General features: G+C 48.6%; 23 protein-coding genes and 1 pseudogene. 13 read left to right on the forward strand and 11 right to left on the reverse strand.

The genetic code is table 11. The annotated features are described in order from the left end of the window. The 3 genes and pseudogenes from BWI93_RS13190 to BWI93_RS13200 all read right to left on the reverse strand — a co-directional run. Positions 1-195 (reverse strand): annotated as a pseudogene (locus tag BWI93_RS13190) (hypothetical protein); the annotation flags it as partial. 57 nt (positions 196-252) lie between these two features. Beyond that, complete coding sequence (locus tag BWI93_RS13195; RefSeq protein WP_094812048.1) at positions 253-963, reverse strand: hypothetical protein; 711 nt, start codon at positions 961-963, stop codon at positions 253-255. Between the two features lie 66 nt (positions 964-1,029). Further along, positions 1,030-1,707, reverse strand: coding sequence for a hypothetical protein (locus BWI93_RS13200; RefSeq protein WP_094812050.1), 678 nt, complete (start codon positions 1,705-1,707; stop codon positions 1,030-1,032). Between the two features lie 39 nt (positions 1,708-1,746). Between BWI93_RS13200 and BWI93_RS27800 the strand changes: the two genes are divergently transcribed. From BWI93_RS27800 to BWI93_RS28800, 9 genes are all read left to right on the forward strand, one after another. Beyond that, on the forward strand, positions 1,747-1,887 hold the full coding sequence (locus tag BWI93_RS27800) for a hypothetical protein (protein ID WP_158242749.1): 141 nt from the start codon (positions 1,747-1,749) through the stop codon (positions 1,885-1,887). Between the two features lie 719 nt (positions 1,888-2,606). Next, positions 2,607-3,701 (forward strand): mechanosensitive ion channel family protein, encoded by a 1,095-nt coding sequence (locus BWI93_RS13205; RefSeq protein WP_094812052.1) that lies wholly within the window; start codon positions 2,607-2,609, stop codon positions 3,699-3,701. Between the two features lie 150 nt (positions 3,702-3,851). Next, positions 3,852-4,079, forward strand: coding sequence for a 50S ribosomal protein L28 (rpmB, locus tag BWI93_RS13210; protein WP_094812054.1), 228 nt, complete (start codon positions 3,852-3,854; stop codon positions 4,077-4,079). Between the two features lie 73 nt (positions 4,080-4,152). Next, the gene (locus BWI93_RS28790; protein ID WP_255157845.1) at positions 4,153-4,359 is read left to right on the forward strand and encodes a hypothetical protein; all 207 of its coding nucleotides are present in this window, start codon (positions 4,153-4,155) and stop codon (positions 4,357-4,359) included. Next, complete coding sequence (locus tag BWI93_RS13215; protein WP_255157846.1) at positions 4,341-5,096, forward strand: CPBP family intramembrane glutamic endopeptidase; 756 nt, start codon at positions 4,341-4,343, stop codon at positions 5,094-5,096. Before BWI93_RS28790 ends, BWI93_RS13215 begins: the two co-directional genes overlap by 19 nt. A gap of 81 nt (positions 5,097-5,177) precedes the next feature. Beyond that, positions 5,178-6,317 (forward strand): nitrilase-related carbon-nitrogen hydrolase, encoded by a 1,140-nt coding sequence (locus BWI93_RS13220; RefSeq protein WP_094812056.1) that lies wholly within the window; start codon positions 5,178-5,180, stop codon positions 6,315-6,317. A 136-nt stretch (positions 6,318-6,453) separates the two neighbouring features. Next, positions 6,454-7,311, forward strand: coding sequence for a 2OG-Fe(II) oxygenase (locus BWI93_RS13225; protein ID WP_094812058.1), 858 nt, complete (start codon positions 6,454-6,456; stop codon positions 7,309-7,311). 18 nt (positions 7,312-7,329) lie between these two features. Further along, positions 7,330-7,932, forward strand: a complete 603-nt coding sequence (locus tag BWI93_RS28795; protein ID WP_255157847.1) for a glycosyltransferase family 39 protein — start codon at positions 7,330-7,332, stop codon at positions 7,930-7,932. After that, positions 7,932-8,987, forward strand: a complete 1,056-nt coding sequence (locus BWI93_RS28800; protein WP_255157848.1) for a hypothetical protein — start codon at positions 7,932-7,934, stop codon at positions 8,985-8,987. Before BWI93_RS28795 ends, BWI93_RS28800 begins: the two co-directional genes overlap by 1 nt. An 80-nt stretch (positions 8,988-9,067) precedes the next feature. Here BWI93_RS28800 and BWI93_RS13235 read toward each other — a convergent pair whose 3' ends face one another. The 3 genes from BWI93_RS13235 to BWI93_RS13245 all read right to left on the reverse strand — a co-directional run bounded on the left by BWI93_RS13235 (position 9,068) and on the right by BWI93_RS13245 (position 11,492). Continuing rightward, positions 9,068-9,832 carry a glycosyltransferase family 2 protein gene (locus tag BWI93_RS13235; protein WP_094812060.1) on the reverse strand — a complete coding sequence of 255 codons (765 nt, stop codon included), beginning with the start codon at positions 9,830-9,832 and terminating at the stop codon, positions 9,068-9,070. Positions 9,833-10,012: 180 nt separating this feature from the next. Further along, complete coding sequence (locus tag BWI93_RS13240) at positions 10,013-11,083, reverse strand: NAD-dependent epimerase/dehydratase family protein (protein WP_094812062.1); 1,071 nt, start codon at positions 11,081-11,083, stop codon at positions 10,013-10,015. A 160-nt stretch (positions 11,084-11,243) separates the two neighbouring features. Beyond that, positions 11,244-11,492: a hypothetical protein gene (locus BWI93_RS13245; protein ID WP_094812064.1), complete on the reverse strand. Its 249-nt coding sequence runs from the start codon at positions 11,490-11,492 to the stop codon at positions 11,244-11,246. Positions 11,493-11,691: 199 nt separating this feature from the next. Between BWI93_RS13245 and BWI93_RS13250 the strand changes: the two genes are divergently transcribed. Next, positions 11,692-12,876 carry a glycosyltransferase family 2 protein gene (locus BWI93_RS13250; RefSeq protein ID WP_094812066.1) on the forward strand — a complete coding sequence of 395 codons (1,185 nt, stop codon included), beginning with the start codon at positions 11,692-11,694 and terminating at the stop codon, positions 12,874-12,876. A 33-nt stretch (positions 12,877-12,909) separates the two neighbouring features. Further along, a complete protein-coding gene (locus tag BWI93_RS13255; protein ID WP_094812068.1) occupies positions 12,910-13,875 on the forward strand; it encodes a hypothetical protein in 966 nt (321 codons plus the stop codon). 454 nt (positions 13,876-14,329) lie between these two features. On the opposite strand, the gene BWI93_RS28805 is transcribed toward BWI93_RS13255, so the two are convergent. Both BWI93_RS28805 and BWI93_RS13260 read right to left on the reverse strand, forming a co-directional pair. Next, the gene (locus BWI93_RS28805) at positions 14,330-14,458 is read right to left on the reverse strand and encodes a T9SS type A sorting domain-containing protein (protein ID WP_369679151.1); all 129 of its coding nucleotides are present in this window, start codon (positions 14,456-14,458) and stop codon (positions 14,330-14,332) included. Then, positions 14,410-17,718, reverse strand: a complete 3,309-nt coding sequence (locus BWI93_RS13260; RefSeq protein WP_255157849.1) for a carbohydrate-binding protein — start codon at positions 17,716-17,718, stop codon at positions 14,410-14,412. The genes BWI93_RS28805 and BWI93_RS13260 overlap by 49 nt, the downstream gene beginning before the upstream one ends. 252 nt (positions 17,719-17,970) lie before the next feature. Between BWI93_RS13260 and BWI93_RS13265 the strand changes: the two genes are divergently transcribed. Both BWI93_RS13265 and BWI93_RS13270 read left to right on the forward strand, forming a co-directional pair. Then, the gene (locus BWI93_RS13265) at positions 17,971-18,792 is read left to right on the forward strand and encodes a glycosyltransferase family 2 protein (RefSeq protein WP_094812070.1); all 822 of its coding nucleotides are present in this window, start codon (positions 17,971-17,973) and stop codon (positions 18,790-18,792) included. Between the two features lie 29 nt (positions 18,793-18,821). Then, positions 18,822-19,739: a glycosyltransferase family 2 protein gene (locus BWI93_RS13270; protein ID WP_094812072.1), complete on the forward strand. Its 918-nt coding sequence runs from the start codon at positions 18,822-18,824 to the stop codon at positions 19,737-19,739. 1 nt (position 19,740) lies between these two features. Here BWI93_RS13270 and BWI93_RS13275 read toward each other — a convergent pair whose 3' ends face one another. From BWI93_RS13275 to BWI93_RS13280, 3 genes are read right to left on the reverse strand one after another with little or no spacing between them, the layout of a single operon-like run. Continuing rightward, positions 19,741-21,252 carry an O-antigen ligase gene (locus BWI93_RS13275; RefSeq protein ID WP_255157850.1) on the reverse strand — a complete coding sequence of 504 codons (1,512 nt, stop codon included), beginning with the start codon at positions 21,250-21,252 and terminating at the stop codon, positions 19,741-19,743. Continuing rightward, a complete protein-coding gene (locus tag BWI93_RS27805; RefSeq protein WP_158242748.1) occupies positions 21,253-21,405 on the reverse strand; it encodes a hypothetical protein in 153 nt (50 codons plus the stop codon). 4 nt (positions 21,406-21,409) lie between these two features. Continuing rightward, complete coding sequence (locus BWI93_RS13280) at positions 21,410-22,588, reverse strand: glycosyltransferase (protein ID WP_094812074.1); 1,179 nt, start codon at positions 22,586-22,588, stop codon at positions 21,410-21,412. Position 22,589 lies beyond the last annotated feature (1 nt).

Raw genomic sequence — 22,589 nt, forward strand, 5'->3', positions numbered from 1 at the left:
ATCGGCGATGGTCATCTGGCCGGTGGTCTTATCTACTTTGACCTTACGGCCCGACGTAGACGCTTCTACTTCCAGATTGGAGTTGGTTTCAATAGTCGTGGGATTCGTGCCGACTTTCACCTGAGCGAACAGGCTGGAAGAGGTTAGGAGGGCTGCTAAAAAGCAAGCCGTGCCGAGTAATTGTTTGGGTGTCATTGATACATGTGGATTTGGTTGAATGAATAATAAAAGCGAGGTACTAAGCTTCGCTGACTACAAACCAGCAGGGGATGCGGCGGCGGCTCCGGTATTCGTACCACCTAGATCTACGTTTTGTGTGGGCAATTGCTGAATAAGTGCTTTACTAATCACTAAGCAGTTGATCGTCCAGTCGCCGTTTAAGTTATCTGCAGTTGTACCACCGGCGTAATCCGCCTGAATCCGCCAAGTACCATTTAGAATATAGGCCCTGAAAACAAGTGGATTATACGTATTCGTATTATTAGAGGAAACCAAATTTTGTTTACTATAATATAAACCTGTTACAATGACGGTGTAATCGTTACTGTTGATCTTTGTATCGAAATTACTTACAAAATCACGCTGTACATTCGTAAGATTATAGGTAACATTGGAAAGCGGGAAGGAGTTTGTAGGAGTGATTTGTAACACTTTTAATTCGCCCGATGCATTATCCCGCACCACCTGGGAAGTGGCTGAAATAGAGTTCAAAGCAGTCGCTTGTCCCAGAATCTGATTGCCCGCTACGTGCAGTTTTGCCCCCGGCGTAACCGTACCAATACCGACATTGCCATTGTCTTTCTGAACGACGGTTTTGTTGCCATTCGTCGCTTCCACTTCCAGGTTAGCATTAGAGCCAATCGTAGTTGGGTTCGAACCTACTTTTACCTGAGCAAATAGCGTAGAGGAGGTCATCAGAGCTGCCAGAAAGCAGCCCGTGCTGAGTAATTGTTTGGGTGTCATTGAAATGGGTGGGAATTTTTGTTGGATATGCAGTAAAAAAGTCAATGCAGACGAGGCAAATCGCTGTTAGTTAGATAGTTTAACCATGGTTAAATAGCTACCTGAAATATCATAAGGGTTGAAGTTTGAAGTAATTCTAACGTCCACTACGTCTCCTGCATTTAATTGAAGCGTAAGGGAGCCAGTGGCTCGTGGTAAAGTGCTTGGCGTAGTCCAGGCATCTTCATAAATAATGGTGTGGTTAGCCCCATTAACGAACACATATAAAGCCATGTTAAACCCTCCAGCATTGGTATTGATCTTCTTGGTACCGCAACTGATCTGGTAAATACCACTGGAGGGAACAGTGATCTTGTCTGTAGACGGATCGAAATTACTGCCGCGGTCCGCTGTTTCGATATTAAAATCAATAGGTGTTAAACCACTGATGGTTTGCGTGGTACTTTGTTTGGCGTAAATCCACACCGGTGAGGTCTGACTGGGAGCAGCTTGCCAGCTTGCCCCTCCATTCGCATCGGAAGTGAGCACTTTACCCGCTCCCTGCGTACCATCGGCAATGGTCAATTGGCCGGTGGTCTTATCCACTTTAACCTTACGGCCCGTAGTAGACGCTTCTACTTCCAGGTTGGAAGCGGTTTCAATGGCGGTTGGGTTAGTACCCACTTTTACCTGAGCGAAAAGGCTGGAAGAGGTCAGAAGGGCTGCCAAAAAGCAGGCCGTACCTAGTAGTTGTTTCGGTTTCATTGCTACTTGTGTATTTGGGTTAAACTGGTGATAACGCTAATGAATATACGTGAACAAATAAAGTGGGTACAGTTCAGTAAAGGCACAGCAAAACAGGGGGTAGTGGCAGGCCACAACCAGTTGGAGGATTGGGAAAACGGCGGGGGAGCGGCGGAAACCGGCGGACTCTGGTCTGATTAGCAGTAGCGAACGGCTACCGGTGCTTTGCTGGCTCGTTTCAGTTTCAAAAAACGAAGACTGGTGAACAGGCCGATACATCTAAAAAGAAGGCACAATCAGAAAAGTAGGTAGATCTTTTTTGCATAAAGTAGGGATTGAAAGTAGGTATTACTGCTGGATTATGATGCCAAACTAATAGATGTATTTTGAAAAAAAATTATTCATACTTAAAAATATTTTAGTAGTAATTATACTACAACATATAGGTACTTAATTTTAGGTAGGAGCTTGTCTAAACATTTTAACTACACATGAGGTAAGTAAAAATAAGAGTAGGTTAAAAAAATATCAATTATACAGATATGAGTAAATGATTACCTGTTAGTTAGGTAGTGAGTATTGAAAAACAACTACAGAATTTTAGTTATCAATTGTTTATTTTAAGGGTATACACTAGAATAATTAGTGATTTTAAGGTCAAAAAAAATTTTTGATGATGTCAAAAAATAGTTGTGTCCAAGTATTTCTGTTGACAAAGATCTGAACAATGACCCCAGCCAGTCTTTTCTAGGCTGACTGGGATTGGGGCAGAAATCCTACTTCGGTGTTAGCCGCTACTTTCCTGTCGATTGCCGGGCGGGCTGGCATGGTCTCTTCGCAAAATCGAATCAATCGTAACAAGCCTGCATTCGTTTGGTTAAGGAGGTAGATGCCTTTTATCCCATTTAACAATTGAGCACATGAATTTTAATCTGGATTTTCTACAGCGAGTATACTGGCGAAATACGGTACAGGATTACCTGATTACGCTGGGAATCATCCTGTTGGGACTAGCGTTAGTACGCGTTTTCAAGAAATTTGTACTGGGTCAGCTACGCCGCTGGACCAGCCGGACCAAAAGTCACCTGGATGATTATCTGGTGGATAGTATGGAACGCTTTGGGATTCCGGCTCTGAGTTTTGCGGTCATTTACTTCGCTCTGGATTTCATTCGCCTTTCCCGGAAAGTGGATAAGATTGTAACAATGATTACTACAATCATCATTACGATCCTGATCATACGTATTTTGTCATCCACGATCCTGCTGGTTTTGCAGGCCAATCTTCGCAAGCAACAACAGGGGGAAGAAAAGGTCAAACAGATGGGCGGATTGATGCTCATCATTAATAGCGTCATCTGGATTCTGGGTATTCTCTTTCTGATGGATAACCTGGGCTACAACGTTTCCACCATCATTACGGGTCTGGGGATCGGTGGTATTGCCATAGCTCTGGCGGCTCAGAACATCCTGGGTGACGTATTCAACTACTTCGTCATTTTCTTCGACCGGCCTTTTGAGGTCGGGGATTTCATCATCATTGATACCAAAATGGGGGTGGTGGATTACATTGGCCTGAAAACAACCCGAATCAAAAGTCTTTCGGGAGAAATGCTGGTGTTTGCCAACAGTGATTTAACCGGCTCGCGAATTCATAACTATAAGAATATGCAGCAGCGGCGGGTGTTGTTCAAAATTCAGGTGAATTATAGTACGCCTCCCGAGAAGCTCACCCAAATTTCAGCCATGCTGAAACAGGTCGTGGAAGAACAAAGTCCGGTACGTTTTGACCGGGCTCATTTCTCGAATTACGGAGCCTACGGGCTTGAATTTGAGATTGTTTACTTCGTACTCGACGCCGATTACACCGTGTACATGAATGTGCATCAACGAGTCAATATCCGGATCTATGAAGAAATGCAAAAAATGGACGTAGCTTTTGCCCTGCCAACGCAGCATTTGTTTTTGGCCAACCTGAATAATGACACTGAATCTTCTCTGGTTGGATTAAAATAAATGCAAAACTTTCAGGCTGTATTTGGCTGGTTCCTGCGAAAAAGCTATCTTTGCGACTCGTTTTACAGAACTGCTTTTACAGAGCTGATTCTCAAGAAATTAAAGCCGATTTTAGATCGGTCTACTGATAACTAATAAAAAATACTAATTATGGCACGGGTTTGTCAAATCACGGGCAAGAAGACGCAGACGGGTTTTAACGTCTCGCATGCCAACAACAAAACGAAGCGGAAATTCTATCCGAACCTGCAAACGAAAAAATTCTTCATCCCTTCTACGGGTGAGTGGGTTCAGATCAAACTTTCGACGCAAGCGATCCGTACGATCAACAAGAAAGGCATTGAAGCCGTTCTGAAAGAAGTTGGAGCTAAATTCTAAGTAGTAATCACTAGAAGTAGCCGTAAAGGCCTTGGCATTTCGTTGTCAAGGCCTTTTTTACGTCACAAGGTTCATGCGGAAGTTACGCACCTATCTCGTTGATTTTATCCGGGCGGATTTCAGGCCGGGCCTCTACGGTGTTACGGCCCTGTTTCTGGCGGCCTGTATCGCCTTCAATTACGCCGTAGATCTGGAAGACAGCTACATTGATCCGCACCGGGGAACCTGGATTCGTTTTGTACTCTTTCTGGGGCTCGATGCGTGGTGTATTATACGGTAACCCTGTTCTGGGTGTTGGCTCACCAGCAGCAGGCTTTGATCCGCAGCTTCAGGTTCTGGCTATACAGCGGCTTCGGGATGCTGGTGCTGGCCTGGTGGCAGGATTTTACGGGCTACCAAGGCCTGGCGACGCTGCCCGCGTTCGAGTCCGTGTATCGGTTTGCCTTTCACTGTTTTTCGAATCTGAGTTCGGTTTTGACCGTATGGGTACCGCTCGCCCTGTTTTATCGTTGGACTGACGCCCAACCTTCGTATTTTTATGGCTTCCGGCCGGATCGGGGGAGCCTGCGTATGTATGGAACCATGTTACTGATCATGGTACCTCTTATCGGCTGGGCATCTTTTCAACCGAGTTTTCTGGAAACCTATCCCGTTTATAAAGGCTGGGGAGCGGCAGAGGCTCTGGGTGTACCCGAATGGGTAACGGCTCTAAGCTTTGAAGCCTGTTACGGCTTTGATTTTGTGTCAACGGAACTACTCCTGCGGGGATTTCTGGTAATCGGTATGGCTCAGGTACTCGGGCGAGGGGCCGTACTGCCGATGGTGGCGGTATATGCCTGCATTCACTTTGGCAAACCGCTTGGCGAAACGCTCGGCTCCGTGCTGGGAGGGTATATTCTGGGGATACTGGCCTATAAAAGCCGGACGATCTGGGGTGGCATTGCGATTCACCTGGGCGTGGCCTGGCTAATGGAACTGGGGGCTTTTTTACAAACCTATAGTCATCAACGTCAATAATAGGCAGAAGCCCGGTTAAACTTCCGGGCCATTATTTGTCTGAGCAACACACATAATAAGCGATACGTCAACTGCTCCTGTATGTTTAAACAACGTTTACTGATCCTTCTGGGCACGCTGATGCTGGGTTGGGCTTTGTACGTGATCTGGTCGAATAAAAACCGGAATATTGCTCTGCCCCCCGCCGACGTTCAGTATCGATCTTTTGCTGAAATGGGTCGCGATTCGGGGCGGGGCAACCTGATTGGCATTCAGCCGTATATGTTACCCGTTGATTACTCCAGCGAAGAAGCCTTCTTTCAGAAGCTCAATGGCTATTTTGCCGAAGCTCGCCGGAAAGGCTGGCTTAACCGGAAAAGCATTGTGGTGTTACCGGAAAACATTGGATTGTGGCTGGTAATCGCGGGCGAAAAACGCGAAGTATACGCCGCAACCAAACTACAGGATGCAATTCGTACGCTTACCTATAGTAATTTCTTTACGTATCTCTCTACCCGAATGCAGGCTCCGCAGGAGCTGCGGGACCCCACCAGCTATAGTTTACTGGCAATGAAAGCCGCCGACATGGCCAATATTTACCAGCAAACCTTTTCGCACCTGGCCAGTACCTACGACGTTACCATCGTAGCCGGAACCACGGTACTGCCTGAGCCCGCCATCAAAGAGCAAAAGCTTACCTTCGAAAGTGGAGCCCTATACAGCGTTTCGGGTGTTTTTCTGCCCGATGGTTCGCTGGCGGGACTGGTAAAGAAAACGTATCTCTCCACGCAGGAGCAAACGTATATTACCCCCGGAACCATCAAAGATGTACCCGTGATTTATACACCCGCCGGCAAACTGGGCGTACTGATCCATCAGGATTCGTGGTTTCCGCAGGCTTATGCCAGTCTGCGGGAGAAAGAGGCCTGTATTCTGGCCGTTCCGGCGAATATTATGCTGGATAACTATCTACGACTTCCCTGGGAAGGGTATCAGAACCATCCCACGCCCGCCGAAGCACGGGTGGATATGAATAAACTGACAGAAGCAGAAGCCTGGGATAAATACAGCTTCCCCACGCGGGCTCCCCAGGAAGCATCCATTACCAAAGCAATGGGCGTTTTTCTGAAAGGAGAACTCTGGGAACTGGGAGCCGAAGGCCAGCCCCTGATGTTACAGGGATCCACCTACAAAAAGGGTCAGACGACGCAGGGAGCCAGTCTTTCATGCGTTTGGTTGTAGGAACTCGTAGAAAAACGAACCGGTACATTCCGAAAACTCCCCTTCGCGGCCTACTTTTGTTCTGCGAAACAAACCTTATTCACATTGGGCTGGGTTTCACTCACTTATTTCATTCCATTCCTTGCGTTCTGAATCTATGAATACGACGGTTCATACTACTGCCAACATTGTCAATCTGGAAGCCTGGAAGGCCAAATTACCGGAGCTGAAAGCCCAATATCAGACTGATCATCCGTATCCGCACATTTCCATTGACAATTTTCTGGAAGAGTGGGCTGCCGAAAAGGCCATGCAATCTTTCCCAGCCATTCAGGACGAAGGGTGGATTCACTACGTACACGTAAATGAGAAAAAGCACGGCCTCAACAAAATGGAGCTGCTGCCGCCTTTTATTCAGGAAGTGATTACCTATCTCAACTCCGATGCGTTTGTCGCCTTTATGAGCGAACTCACCGGAATTCCGAACCTGAAGGCGGATGACATGCTCGAAGGGGGCGGATTGCACCAGTCCAAACGCGGGGGCTTCCTGAACGTGCACGCGGACTTTACCGTACACCCGCACAAGCGAAACTGGCGACGTCGGGTAAACCTGCTGTTGTACCTCAACAAAGACTGGAAACCCGAATACCGCGGTGATCTGGAACTGTGGGATCGTAAAATGACGGGTGTGGAAGCAAAAATCGCTCCGATCTTTAATCGTATTGCGGTATTCAACACCGACGACGATTCGTTCCACGGCCTGCCAGACCCCATTCAGTGCCCGGAGGATATGACGCGTAAGTCCGTAGCTCTGTACTACTTCACGGAAGAAAAAGAAACGCCCAAACTGCGTCCTACCAATTATCAGGCCCGTCCCGGTGATGGAATCAAGTCGGTGGCCATCTGGCTGGATAAACAGGCCGTAGCTACCTATACGCGGGTAAAACGTACCCTGGGTATTGATGACAAGATGGTCAGTAAAGTGCTCAATATCTTCGGAGGTAAGAAAAAGTAAGGGGATCATCTTTCACGTATGAATCGTTTAACCACTTTAGTACTCATCGCCCTGGTGGCGGGATTATTCTTTATTCCCTTTCTGGGCGGTGTGCATTTGTTCGACTGGGATGAAATCAACTTCGCGGAAATTTCCCGTGAGATGCTGGTTCTCAATGATTACCTGCGGGTACACGTCGATTTTAAACCCTTCTGGGAAAAACCACCGTTTTTCTTTTGGTTACAGTCGCTGGCCATGCATACGTTTGGGGTAGGAGAGTTCGCAGCCCGTCTCCCTAACGCATTGTGCGGAATCCTTACCTTGGGTTTACTGTATCTGTTGGGCGAGCGACTGTTTAACCGGCGTTTTGGACTGATCTGGGTAGGAACCTACCTAGGCTCCATTCTGCCGCATTTGTACTTCCGTTCGGGTATCATCGATCCCTGGTTCAACCTCTGGATCTTTATTGGACTGAATGGGATTATCTTTTTCCGCTGGAAGAAAGACCATTTCACCTTCGTGCTACCCAAGAATAAATGGTTTTATCTCCTTTTGGGCGGCTTCCTGCTGGGGATGGGCGTACTGACCAAAGGTCCTGTAGCCTATATGCTGGTCTGCGTGACCCTTGGGGTTTATTTGTAGTGAACGGCTTCAAGCTGTTTATCAATCCGTTACACTTCATCGTGTACACGCTAATGACCTCGCTGGTAACGCTGGCCTGGTACGGTCTGGAAACCTGGCAACACGGTCCCTGGTTTATTCAGGAATTCATCAAGTACAATTATCGCTTGTTCTCGACCCCGGATGCCGGACATGCGGGTTTCCCGGGTTATCACTTCGTTATTCTGTTTTTTGGCTGTTTCCCGGCCAGTACGTTTGCTCTGCGGGCCCTGAGTTTCCGGACGGAATCGGGAGAAACGGATTACCAGCGGGATTACCAGAAATGGATGGTAATTCTATTTTGGGTAGTACTGATCATCTTCACGATCGTGAAGTCGAAAATCGTTCACTATTCGTCCATGTGCTATTTCCCGCTGACATACTTAGCCAGCTTAACCATTTATCGCCTCTGGACGGGACGGATTGTCTTTAGTACCTGGATGAAAGTAAGCTTGGCGGTATCAGGAGGCATTTTCGTCATTCTAACCGTTGGCCTACCTATCTTATCGCACTACGTCGATTGGTTACAGGCCCAGATTGCCCCCGATGACATCTTTGCGGCGGCTAACCTGGATGCCAAAGTCAACTGGACGGGTTGGGAAGCTACCCCCGGTGTAGTCCTGTTCTTTGTCATTCTCTTCGGTATTCGTTTCCTGAGCCGTCAACAGTACGAACGTGGACTGGTAACGCTCTTTATCGGTACGGCTGTGTTCACAACTCTAACCTTGTGGTTTTTTGTGGCCCGGATTGAGAGTATTTCGCAGGCGGCAGCCATCCGGTTCTTTGAAGCTCGTCAGGGCGAAGATTGCTACATTGTAACCTATAAATACCGCAGCTACGGACCTTTCTTCTACGCTCGCCAGCAACCCGAACGCCATCCCAAAAGCTGGGACGACGAGTGGGCGATTCACAGTACGGAAGTAGATAAACCCGTCTATGTGATTGCTAAAAACCTACTGGAAGCGGAAGTAGATACCATTCCGACCTTACGAAAAATCGGTTCGGAAAACGGGTTTGTGTTTTACAAACGGAAATAGCCGATCAATTACACATAGATTAATAAAAAAGAGCCATCGATTAACCGATGGCTCTTTTTTATATAGCATGCGAATAGTGCTTAACGGCTTACCGAAGCAGTCTTGGCCGATTTTTTCTTCATGAAATCGCCGCGTGAAAAGAACTTCTCAATCATGCAATACAGCAGAATAAAGAAGTAACGGCTTCCCATTTCCTTGATTTTCAGTTTAGACTCGCCGTATTTCCGGTTTGTCCAGGAGTTAGGCATAACCACGAACGAATAGCCGCGAACGTACGCTTTCAGGGGTAACTCAACCGTCAGGTTAAAGTGCGGAGAAAGGAAGGGCTTGATGCCTTCAATGGTTTCGCGTTTGTATAATTTGAATGCGTTCGTCGTATCGTTATACTTAATGCCAATCATCATGCGGATAATCAGGTTGGCAATCCGGTTGATGAATTTCTTCAGTCCGGGGTAATCAATCACCTTGCCGCCCTTCATCCAGCGGGAGCCGAATACCGCATCGGCGTCGGTTTCCCGCATTTTGTAGTAATACTTGACCAGATCTTCGGGATCATCCGACAAGTCGGCCATCATGACGGCCACGCAGTCGCCCGAGAAACGTTCCAGGCCGTAACGCACGGCGTATCCAAAGCCGTTGGGGCCAAGGTTGGTTTCGTAATGGAGTGTAGGAATCTGAAGCGACAGCCGTTCGAGTACCTGCAGGGTATTATCCTTGGAGTTATCGTTCGTTACAAAAATCTCGTGTTCAATTCCCTCACGGGCTAACGTTTGATACAGCGAAAGCAAGGTTTCTGAAATAGAATCCTGTTCATTATACGCGGGGATGACGACACTAAGTTTCATAAGCGAAGGATCAAGCGTTGCGAATGGGTCGATAGTTAATTGAAAGTCATACGACTGGTTCTACAAAGATACGTATGAATGGTATGTATTGGCAAGGGCTTTAACAATCAGGGCAATAGCCATTCTATACAAAAACACCGGACCTGGGCCCGGTGTTTAAAAAAATGCTAGACTCTTGGCTTAGGCGGTACGTAAACGTTCCGCAATACCGTCGTGAATTTCAGCCAGTGTCGAGTGGATATCATAGGTCCAGTTCCAGCCGGGGTAGTGGGCTTTGAACTTCGACAAGTCCGAAACGTACCAGATGTGGTCACCAATGCGGTTGGTGTCTGAATACGTATAGCTCATCGTGTTACCAGAAATCTCTTCACAAATCTTGATGGCTTCCAGCATGGATACGTTCGCAAAACGACCTCCACCGGCGTTGTAAACTTCACCCGGACGTGGATTCTGGTAGAAATGCCAGAACATGTTCACCAGATCGTGAGCGTGAATGTTGTCACGCACCTGTTTGCCCTGGTAACCGAAAATGGTGTATTGCGTTCCGGTAATTGCACATTTCATCAGGTACGAAAGAAAACCGTGTAACTGAGCACCCGAGTGGTTAGGGCCCGTCAGACAGCCTCCCCGGAATACACCGGTTTTCATGCCAAAATACCGACCGTATTCCTGTACCAGCACGTCGGCGGCTACTTTCGAAGCTCCAAACAGGGAGTGCTTGGTGTGGTCGATGCTCAGGTTTTCGTCAATTCCGTTTTCGTAGTAGGCGTGATCTTCAGAAATCTCCCAACGGGATTCCAGCTCTACCAGGGGCAGGAAGTTAGGATTGTCGCCGTATACTTTATTCGTAGAAGTGAAAATGAAGACTGCCTCGGGGCAGTGCTGACGCGTCATTTCCAGCATGTTCAGGGTACCGGTAGCATTGACCGAGAAATCGGTGAATGGCTCGCGGGCGGCCCAGTCGTGGCTAGGCTGAGCGGCCGTGTGCACGATCATTTTTACGTCAGTGCCGTACTCTTTGAAGATAACGGACAGTTCTTCTACGGAACGAATATCAGCGGTACGGTGGACATAGTTGCTGTATCTTTCCTGCAGACGGTTGCGATTCCAGTCGGTGCTGCTTTCAGCTCCGAAGAAATACTGCCGCATGTTGTTGTCAATACCTACAACCAAATCAAACTTGTCTGCAAGAAAAGCGACCGATTCGCTTCCGATCAATCCGGCTGAACCGGTTACTAAAGCAATATTCATACGTCAAAGGCTTTTAAAAATGCATTAAAATGAGAAGGATGACAGCAATATCGGCGGAGAGAACTCAAGACTAAACGCGAATTGTTGGATAAACTAAAAAAGCGGTACAATCGTTTACGACTACCGCTTTTAAAGTATACTTTGCCACCTACTCGAAAAATTAGTTATGGGTAGAACCCTTCAGTGACAGTAATTTCAAACGGATGTTTTCAGCCCGCTCGGCCGTACCTTCTTTGTCAGGCCAAGTGTTTTTGAGCTGAGCAGCAGCACTATCAGGCGAAACGCCGTAGACCGTTTTGTTGTTCTTACGGACATCTGGCTGGTCAATAGTGTTCGCTCGTTGATAAGCACAGGAAGCCAGCAGGCTACCTAACATCAGAACGGATAGAATGGCTTGTACTCGCTTCATAAGGAGAATATTGTCAGGGACTGGGTACAAAAATAGACAGCAATTAATTTCGGACAAACACATTACTGTAAATTCCTGTAGTTAGAAAAAAGTATTCCGGTGATTAAAATGAAAAAAGAAGGATAATTCCGGCCGAAAACTGCTCAATAACTTCGCTGGAAAGCTATATTTGACTGATGTAATCGTCCGCCAGCGTTATATGAAGATTTTCTTCGAAATTCTATTTTGGTTCCTGATTTTTCTGGTCTTTTATACGTACCTCGGCTATGGAATCTTCCTTTGGCTTCTGCTGAAATTCCGTAAGAGGCGTACGCCCCAATTTTCTGCTTCGTACCAACCCGATGTTACCCTGGTCATTCCGGCGTATAACGAAATGGGTTGTCTGGCCGAAAAAGTCCGTAATTCACTGGCACTGACCTACCCAGCCGAGCACTTACAGATTCTTTTTGTGACGGAAGGTTCGACCGACGGCAGTACTGAATGGTTGCAGCAGCAGTATGGGAGCCATCCACGGATTTCCGTGATGGGAGGTAACGAACGCCGGGGCAAAATTGAAGCCATTAATCAGGCCATGCACCGGGTGCATACGCCGCTGGTGATCTACACTGATGCCAATACCAACCTGAACCCGGATGCCGTTGCCAACATTGTGCGGCACTTCGCCGATCCACAGGTAGGGGCCGTTTCGGGCGAAAAACGAATCCAGACGTTCGAAAATGAAGCCGCCGCCGGAGCAGGCGAGGGCCTGTACTGGAAATACGAATCGTTTCTGAAAAAACTTGATACGGAGCTTTACAGCGTCGTCGGAGCAGCAGGTGAATTATTTGCCATCCGGACGGAACTCTATGAGCACGTCGAAAAAGATACGCTGCTTGATGATTTCATGATTTCGCTGCGAATTGCTACCCGGGGCTACCGCGTCGTGTACGATCCCGAGGCGTATGCCCTGGAGCGACCTTCCTTTTCCATTGGTGACGAACAGAAACGTAAAGTACGCATTGCCGCGGGAGGCTTTCAGTCCATTGCCCGTTTGCCGCATTTGCTGAATATTTTCAGGTACGGCTGGTTGTCGTTTCAGTACATTTCACACCGGATGATGCGGTGGGCCGTAGCTCCGTTTGCCCTGCCGCTGATCTTTCTTTTGAATGTAATCCTGGTTATGCTGAGTGAAGGCTGGTTATATCCGGTACTGCTGATCGCTCAGAGTGTCTTTTACGCAGCTGCCCTGCTGGGATACTGGCTGGAAAACAAGAAGCTTCGCGTAAAAGCCCTGTTTGTACCCTATTACTTTTCGTTCATGAACTGGTGTGCCATTCTGGGGTATCTTCGGTACCGTAACGGACTGGCTTCCGGTATCTGGGAGAAGGTACGCCGGGCGGAGTAACGCATTCCATGTATTTTAAAGGCTTTGCTGACGATGAAGAAATTGCTGTTGAAGTCGCTGTACGCACTGGCGGCCCTCCGGTATCCCACCATCAAGAAAAAATATTTACTCTACTTTATTCGGGATAATTACTACTGCAAACTCGTGCAGACGAAGTTTGTGTTGAAAGATTACGTTGAAAAAAAGCCGTATAAAGTCATCCAGTACCGGGGCGAGTTCGATCAGGAATTACGCTACGTATTGCCTTTTGCGTACTGGCACCACCTGAATGGAACGCTCGAAAAAACCATTTCTGCCAGTAACACCAAAGAGTTTTACTTCTTCAGTCCCAATCACGAAGAACGTTACAAAGAACGCATCTGGACCGAATCGTATGACCATTACGACGTGCCGAACATGACGCATAGTAACTCGTACAGCTTTCAGAAATGGGCTCAGGTACCCTTCCGCGAGCATTACAAAAATGATCTCTTCGTTTATGATAAACCCATTCTGCTGATTGCCAATAAGTACAATCGCGAATGGGATCAGCCGCCCATCAATTTTCTGGGGATTGCCGAACTGGAGCGGATCATTCATTTGTGCCGGGACAAATTTCAGATCGTCTACAACCGCCCCCTGCCCACGCAAATTGTGCAGGATAACAGCGAAACGCTTGATCTGGGTGAACACGCCTGGTTACGGGAAAACCATCCGGAGGTAATCCAGATGAATGATTTGTACCGACAACAGTATCCCGAGAAAGTAACGAGCTATAACCACCTGCAATTGATGGTGTACGCCAACGCTCAGCGTTTCATCTCCATGCACGGCGGAACGGCGGCTCTGGCGAGTTGCTTTGGCGGCTCCAATATCATCCTTTCCAATCCCAACTGGGGCATGGAACATGCCTTCAATGAATACGAAAATCTTTTCCCTAAACTCTCGGGAGCCCAGATTCTGCACGCTCGGGAGAAGCCGGAAATTTTCCAGTTTATTGAGAAGGAGTGGCTGAAGTAGGGAGCTGCTTTGTTGCCGGGGTAGTTCGATTCTTCGTCTGTTGTGTAACCCCGTATGCAATACGGGGTTATTCAGGTTGAACCCCTGCGGGGTTGGGGGTGATGGGTTGGGTACAGGGGTGCAGGTTTTACTAGTCATCGGAACATTTCTAGCTCTTTTTCTCTTTTCTACATACACTTCAGAAGCCCGCAATGCTAGAGGGACGCGTTGTCCGTAGCATTCGCTACGGACCTTTTAAATTGGTAGGCACAGCCTACCGGGCGGGTCGCACCTCGCATTGCATACGGGGTTGTTTAGAGGGCGTACACGGGTGCAAATTTCTAAACTTGCACCTCTCCCTGCGAAGTGCTTCAATGAAGTAGCAACTTCTTATACGATCGAATAAAAGCAAAACGAGACTCAGCCAGCATGGCCAAGTCTCGTTTTTGCTTTTATTCTATAGTCGAATATTCTTCTACATTTTAATGACTTTCTTCACGGAACGCTGTGTACCCTGTTTTACTTCAATCAGGTACAGACCTTTGGGTAAGCCCGTCAGGTCAATTTTCCGAATGAATGAAGTCTTTTCCTTTTTATAGGCAATGCGGTTTTGTACCCGCTTAACGCCATATCGTAAATGAGTACATCCACGGGTTGCAAATTGTCATTGTTCAATTCGATACTGACAAAATCTGTTGCTGGATTAGGATATACGTTCAACGTAGCCAGTGAAACATCCGTAGGTTTGAGAGCCTCCGCAGCCACCCGGCCTCCACTCACGGTACCCTGCGGTACGACAAAGCTGGGGGTTTCGGTGACCGTCAGTGTTACCTTGCCATTCGTTGCCGTAACCGTGGTTACCTGCATAGAGTCTGATCCCGCACGAGGCTTGTACACCAGAGCCGAAGCAGCTCCTTTTAAATCGAGCGTATAGGAAGCCGTACGGCCCGTTTCGCCGGGTACGACCAGAGCGTAGATCGATTTGCCGTTGTTTTCGTAACGATCCACGAAAGGATTCGTACTTAAGGTTTGCTGGTAACTGTAGTCGCCGATCAGCTTATTCACCTGTACCAGATAATCCGTCGCCAGCTTGCGGGTCATATCTCCGTTGATCAGACCCATCGAACCAAACTGGATGGGCGACTGCGGATTATCATCGTATAACTGATACAGGAACAATTTATCAATACCCGAACGGGCGTACAGCAAAGCCGTCCGCAGAATCCAGTCGGCCTGCGTTTGTTCTACCGTTCGATTGCCAATGGCGACGGCTTTAAGCGGGCTTCCTTGATTCAGATCATAACCCGCCTCCGTAATCCAAACGGGCATATCCTGAGCCTGCTGGTGGGCCAGCTGATTGAAGCTATCCGCCACTAAAGCGGCTTTGGTTACTTCGGGAGCAGCTCCCCGCGAGGACATGCCACTTTGCGAAGAAGAGGCATCATCCGTATAGAAGTGGTAATTGATCACATCCCAGCAGAGGTTTACGCTACCATCGGGCTTGTAACCCCGGTACTGCTTGCACCAGTCAATCATACCTTTGACGTAATCAACCGTAGCGGAAGCGATGCCTCCCATTACGACTTTCATATTCGGATCGGCATTTTTTACGCCCACACCCGGACCCATGGTATTCTTATGGCCGTCGTAAAAAGCAGAAAGGTTCGCCGCGTATTCCCGACCCGTCTGGTACGCTTTCCGGCCTTTCCAGGATTTATCCCGTTCGTTATCACATTCAATGTACTTGATAACGTTCATGCCGATTTTAACGACGTTGATACCGTCGCCAGTCCAGCGTTGAGCACTGTTTACCGTAACCAGACTGGGATTAACGTTCGGATTGCTACCGTAGCGGGCTGCGTACTGGAAACCAACCTTCGCCTGTTCCAGGTACGACAGGGGATCCGTGAAATCCTTGCCATAGCGAAGCGGTACGTTTTCGCCGTCGCGTTCGCTTTCCGGATACGTTTGCTGGAGCCAGTTCGGCAGGTTTTTCAGACAGGCCAGTACTTCGATACCCGCGGCTTTGCAGCGTTCGTAAATGATGTCGTAATTCCAGCCGCCGCTGTGCGTGGGGTTGTACGTGAATTTGCCTTCATTAGCTTCCAGACGTTCCCAATCCATGTAATGCCGGATTCCCGTGAAGTTTTTCACCACATTCATGCGGGACTCGTTGATTTCAATCGGATTATGGGCATCTTCAAAGTTCCACTCAAAGGCATTGACGCCCAGCATGTCTTTAAACTTCACAAACTTCTGGGGAGCCGGGGAGGGCTGTACGGCAGCGGGTTTGTGTGTACCGTACAATTCAATTTCCGTCGGATACTGGTACCAGGCGTTGATGATCAGGTAACGGGCTCCGGAAATAGGCGTATCGAGCTTGAAAACCGATTCACGATCTGGATAGGGGCCTACCCAGGTTCCGTAGGATTTTCCGGTAAACGTGGCTACCGGGATGCGTTCCCACTGGTCATTGATGATGAAAATCTTCAGCGGAAATTCTTCCAGGTTACCCGGACCGTCGAAAAACTTAATGCTCTGTAGGGTGATTTCTTCGCCCTCCAGCAGTGGATAATACGAATCGTAATTCGCCAGAGGTTTACCGTAACCCGTTTGTACGTCTACATTGGTGATGCCGTCGAACAGACCTTCCAGACCATTGCTGACATTGTTCATCTGATACCAACGCTTGGGGTCAAGAGCAATTTTAGTACCGACTACGCCCGTAAACGGAGGCGTTGCGGCTACCGTGATCGTCTGGCTTACGGCCGTCGCAGCCGTATACTGGGCCGAACCCGCCTGCGTAGCCGTTAGCGTGGCTGAACCGGCGGCAACGACCGAGGCTTTCCAGGAACCCCCAGTATTGGATACCGAAACAATTCCGGGATTGGAGGAGCTGATCACAATGGGCGTACCCGATTGCGTACTAGTGGCAACCAGATTAAAGGCAGCATCCCCGACAGTTTTAGTAGCTGGGGCCGTAAAGCTTAGGACAGCCTGCGGTAATGTGGATACACCACCCGTAGTCACTTCAAAATAATTGAGATTAAACGCTCCCGGATTCGCGTGAATGCGGAGAAGCTGAGAGCCTGCCGGTAGCGTAGCCGTTGTTGTGATGGTTGACCAGCTTTGCCAGCCACCCGTCTGGGGTACACTCAGGGTGGCGTTAAGTACCGACCCCGCCGCATTGCGGATTTCAATTTTACCGTTTCCGTAGGCATTGGCAATCCGGAACTTAAACGTATAGGTACCTGCCGTAGGGACTTTTATCAGGTAATCGAGCCAGTCATTGTCGTCAATCCAGCTAACGTTCAAACCGCCCCCAACGTCCGACGTGGTTTCCGTATTCACGCCGTTCATGGCAACGTAATTTTCGGCTTCAACCTTTCCGGGTAGCGACACAGGGGCCGCGACTTCAAAATAGTTAAAATTGAAGGCTCCCTGTCTAGCAAAAATCCGTATCCGTTGATTACCAGCGGGCAGCGTAAGGGTGGTGCTGATGGTCTTCCAACTTTGCCAGCCACCCGTCTGTGGTACGCTCAACGCAGCATTCAGTACGGTACCCGCCGCATTACGAATTTCAATCTGGCCGTTTCCGTAGGCATTGGCAATGCGAAACTGAAAGACATACATACCTGCCGAAGGTACGCTGACGTCATAATCCATCCAGTCGTTGTCATCAATGTGGGAGACGTTCAGCCCGGCACCACCGTCCGAGGTGGTTTCGGTTTGAATGCCACTCATCGCGACATAACTTTCCGCTTCAATCTTCCCGGGTAAGGGCTGGTAAGCCAGAGGAGTGGCACAAAGTAAGCCAGGAGCCAAGAGGACTCCAATCACTAACGAGAGTAGAGATGTTTTCATTGAAACTTTGTTGGCGGACAATTGTTTCTTTTAAAACTTTGTCGAAAAAAAGCTTTTTAAAGAAGCTGCTTGCCAAGGGTTGTATTGGTGTATGTGGAATGGAGAATAAACATATTGGAAGAAAGAAGCGGAATAAAGTCGTGGGGTCAAAGACGTATATAACGTACAGTTTTCAAAAATAATCTAATACTTTGATACTTAGTTCCTTGATGAATAATTATTTTTGTCTAATCTCAATAAATCCCCGCCAGGATGCAACAACATCGTTTTAGCTATTCTCCCGATTCCCTGAGTCCGGAGTTTTTACAGGAACTCCGGGAGCGTTTAGCCAAATTTCGGGTAGAAGATCCGGAGGTAACGATTGCTATTCCTGCGTATAATGAGGAGAAAAATCTGCTCAATACGCTCTCTTCCCTGGCTAGTCAGGAAACCCGTTTTCGCACCGAGCTTATTGTAGCGAATAATAATTCCAAAGATCGAACGCAGGCGTTACTCGATGCCTGCGGCGTCAAATCGGTCCTCGTTACCCAGCAGGGAATTGGCTATGCCCGGCAGGCCGCGTTGGAAGCGGGGCGGGGAACGTATTTTCTGAATGCCGACTGCGACTGTATTTATCCGCCTACCTGGGTGGACGCTCTGGTACAACCACTAACCAGGCCAGACGTTTCCTGTACCTATGGAACGTATTCGTTCATCCCGAGTGCTCAGAATTCCCGCATGGCTCTATTACTGCACGAATCGGTTTCGCACGTAGGCTTTAAACTTCGGGAATGGAAAGGGCTGGAGTACATCAATGTACTGGGCTTCAATTTCGGCTTTCGTCGAGCGGATGGACTGGCCGTGGGTGGTTTTCGGGTCGATGCAGGGCACCAGGGAAATGTAGCGGCTACGGGCGTATGCGAAGATGGCTGGATGGCCATGACACTGCTGGACAAAGGACGCCTGAAACACGTAACCCGCGGGGCTCACGTCTGGACGAGTGACCGGGTACTGAACCGCGATGGAGGCGTAGCGAAAGCTTTCCAGAAGCGTATTTCGGTGGAGTTGTCCCGCCTTTTTCACAAACCTGAGTAAGTCGTCCATCCCTTTCATCCATTCCTGTTATGCGTACTACGTCACCGGAAGCCTATCCGCTCATTTCCCTTGTGAGTATCAATTACAATCAGGCTGAAGTTACCCGGGATTTTCTGGAATCCTGTCGCGGCCTGACCTATCCGAATTATGAAGTTATTCTGGTGGATAATGCTTCCCGGCAAGTGTTGTCTTCCGTCATTAATGCGGCGGATTATCCCGGCGTAACCATTGTCCGAAGCGAGGAAAATCTGGGCTTTACGGGGGGGAATAACCTGGGTATGGAAGCGGCCCGGGGCGATTACTTCTTCATCGTCAATAATGATACGGAGCTAACGCCAACGTTGTTGGATGATCTACTGAAACCCTTTCAGCAGGATTCCCGGATTGGCGTCACTTGCCCCAAAATCAAATTTTACGATCATCCCGACATTGTGCAGTACGCGGGTTACAACCCCATGAATCTGTACACGGGCACAGCCACGCCCGTGGGCCTGAACGAACGCGATGGCGAACGCTTCAACCAGTCAGGGTATACGAACTTCGCTCACGGCTGTGCCATGCTGGTCAAACGGGACGTAATTGATAAGGTAGGGCGTTTCGCGGAACGGTTCTTCCTATACTATGAAGAACTGGACTGGTCACAACGCATCAAGGACGGCGGATTTCTGATTTATTACCAGGCCTCGGCTCTGATTCTGCACAAGGAATCGGTATCGGTAGGACCGTCCAATCCCCTCAAAACCTATTACCTCACCCGAAATCGCATTTTGTATATGCGGCGGCACGGATCGGCTTTTCAGCGGCTGATTTTTTATCTATTCTTCGCCACTTGCGTCTTGCCCAAACACGTACTTACCTACCTCATCAAAGGAAAATTTACGCACGCCAAGGCCTTTCTAAAGGGATTACGCTGGAATCTTACCTCGCCTTCTACTTCAGCTGTATAAATTAGCTTACGGGAAGTAGCTTAGCCGCAGCGGCCTGCTGCTGCTGGTCGAGCCTATATGTTACATCGATAAGAGCGGCCATCAGGTAAATGTAGATGTTGAGCGGAAACTGAACCAGTGCTTCCTGCGGGTAATTACCAATATTCAAAACAAAGACGCTTAAGGTCATGGCCAGACAGTACGTCTTCAATTCGGGATTTTTGATGCGGTAGAAATTGATAATTCCCGCCCGAATAATCAGGAAAACCAGCGTACAAAGCAGCAGCAAACCTACCCACCCGGTTTCCATGGCCACGCGTACGTAACCGCCATCGGGAGGAATATTGGCCAGAAACGAATCGGGCGAAAACCGCTTGCCCCAGCTACCCGCCGCTCCCAGGCCGCCCCCAATGGGGTGCGACTGAATAAAGGGTTGTATCTTTTTCTGGTTCTGGGCTCGCAGGTTGAACGAAGCGTCGTTGGTCGGGCGGAAGGCCGTCTGAAAGCGGTATAGCGTCGGATTCGACGTGGGAATCATGATCAGTACGGCCATGATGAAGCCCGCAATAACTGAGAAAAATAAAATGGCCCGGTTAAACTTCAGAATGGCAAATAGGGCCAGTCCCGCCGGTAGTAGCACATACGCTCCCCGCGTGCCCGAAAAGAGCATCGCACTAATGAATAGGAAGATCATTCCTGCCAGGCTTATTTTCTTCCAGAGAGTCAGTGGTCCGGTCAATAGAGCGACGCAAATCAGACTGGCGATCACCATGTTGTAGGAAAAAATCACCGGATCGGCAAAAAGACCGTATTTCCGCCAGTGCCCATCGATAAACAGCAAACTACCAATGCTGGGGTCGGAGTCGAGGTAGGCCTGCTCCGAAGCCGAAAAGCCAATGTACTCCTGTTTGTAGGCCAGTAAAGCGGCCCAAACCGATATGAACAGCCAGAGTTTGAGAATGATACGAATAAACTGAATCGTACGAATCTGGTACTTGAAGACAAAATACATCAGTACCACAATCGCCGCCGAACGCACGGTATACACCCAGGCCAGCCGCGAATCAGCCACGGGATTAAGGACCTGCAGGATATTGAAACTGACCCATACCAGCACCATGGTACTGACGGGCCCTTTAAAAACGGACCAGTCGGGCCGGGAACGTTGCCCAAGAATAAAGCCCAGAATCAGCAAATACTGTAAGCCGTCGAGTAGGGTACCCAACGGAAACTCGACGCCGAACCGCAGAATAAAGAACAGCAGGTTGGCCATGATCAGAAGCGTCAGCACACCAAACTCCGGTTTGGCGACAATGGCGTACAGAACGGGTAGAGCGATAAGGCCACCAAGAATGATAAAACTCAGCTTGAGATCGACTTCAATGGCAATCCAGCCCAAACCCAGCGACGCGAGCAGCAGCAGTGCCGCCCCCGGCAGATTATAAAACTTTTCTATCCACAATTTCTGCCGAATCCATGTGAAGATGGATCGCCGCGTAGAATCATTCGATAGGGGCAGTTTGAACGAGCTCACTTATAAAAATATGAGTTTGATGAAGAAGAAATAAACGGTACCGAGGGCCAGTAAGATAGCAATCTTCTGCATCAGGGCTTCCGTAGCCGTCAGCCCGTCGGGGGAATCCGCTTTTCCCGGGGTTCGTTTGGGTCGATCGGGGTAAATCTTCATACGTCTATTCGGAAGAGCCGTGTTTGGTTGCTACGGAAATCTGGTTGGCTTTCCGAACTTTCAGTAAAGCCATGATTTGGTAAAGCATAAACCGGGGAATATTCCAGAGCGACTTATAGATTTTCGGATGCGTGTCGGATAGCAGCAGGGCAATAAAAAAACCGGCTACGAACGTAAGCAACCCGAGTAACCACACCAGAGCCAGTGTTGGAGCCACCCATACGTTGATGAGCATAAATGCAACCGACAGCAGCAGGAAAATGAACAGTGGCGGTCGTAGCAGGATGAAGCCAAATACAAACTGGTTCCAGTTTAGGGTAGTAATGCCTTTGAAAATCAGGCCAAACCCGTACGAAAAGTACTTGAACCAGGTATTGATCCACCGAGCCCGTTGCTTTACCAACTGATCCGATTTAGCTGTTTTTTCATCATATACAACGGCCGATTCCGTAAAGGCAATGCGATGACCGGCCCCTACAATGGCATTTTGTAATACTTTGTCGAAACCCGCTCCCGTCACGTCCAGGTGTTCCAGGCTGGCCCGGTACAATTCCGTAGTGAAGGCCATGCCCGAACCCGCCAGTGTAGCGGAAGAACCCACTTCAAACAGTACGTTGCCGTCGTAAAAATGGTAGTAGATATCGCGGGCGGCATCCAGGCAGGAAAAGGTAGTATCGAGATTTTTCGCCTCCCGAATCCCCTGTACGGCAATAAATCCCTTCGCAAAAAGACGGTTTAGCTCATTGAGGTATTCCGGATCAACCAGATTATCACTGTCAATAATCGTAAGTCGTTCGTGCGGCCGGATAAACCGCTGGATGGCGTAGAAATGCGAACGCGTGTTGCTGGCAAGTACCTGCTCAGGTCGGAGCAGCCGAACCCGGGGATCGTCAAAGTGTAAGGTACTGATGTCACACTTATCCGCGACAATGTAAATGATGTAATTCGTGTAGTTAAGCTTCAGCAGTGAAGCTACTACACTGGGTAAAAGCACCGTTTGTTCATAAGCCGTGACAATAATGGCGTAATCGGGTTCAGCCGTTACGGGGACTGGCCGATGGGTTGAACCAAACGCTTTTCGGAGCAGATACAGTACCAGTAAAACTACGGGTAACACCAGATTGTATCCGATGCTTAGTTGCAGCAGCAGCCACAGGTTATAAGCCAGGGTACGTACATCCATT

Source organism: Siphonobacter sp. BAB-5385 (genome assembly GCF_002261125.1).
In the GTDB taxonomy this organism is placed as follows: Bacteria; Bacteroidota; Bacteroidia; order Cytophagales; family Spirosomataceae; genus Siphonobacter.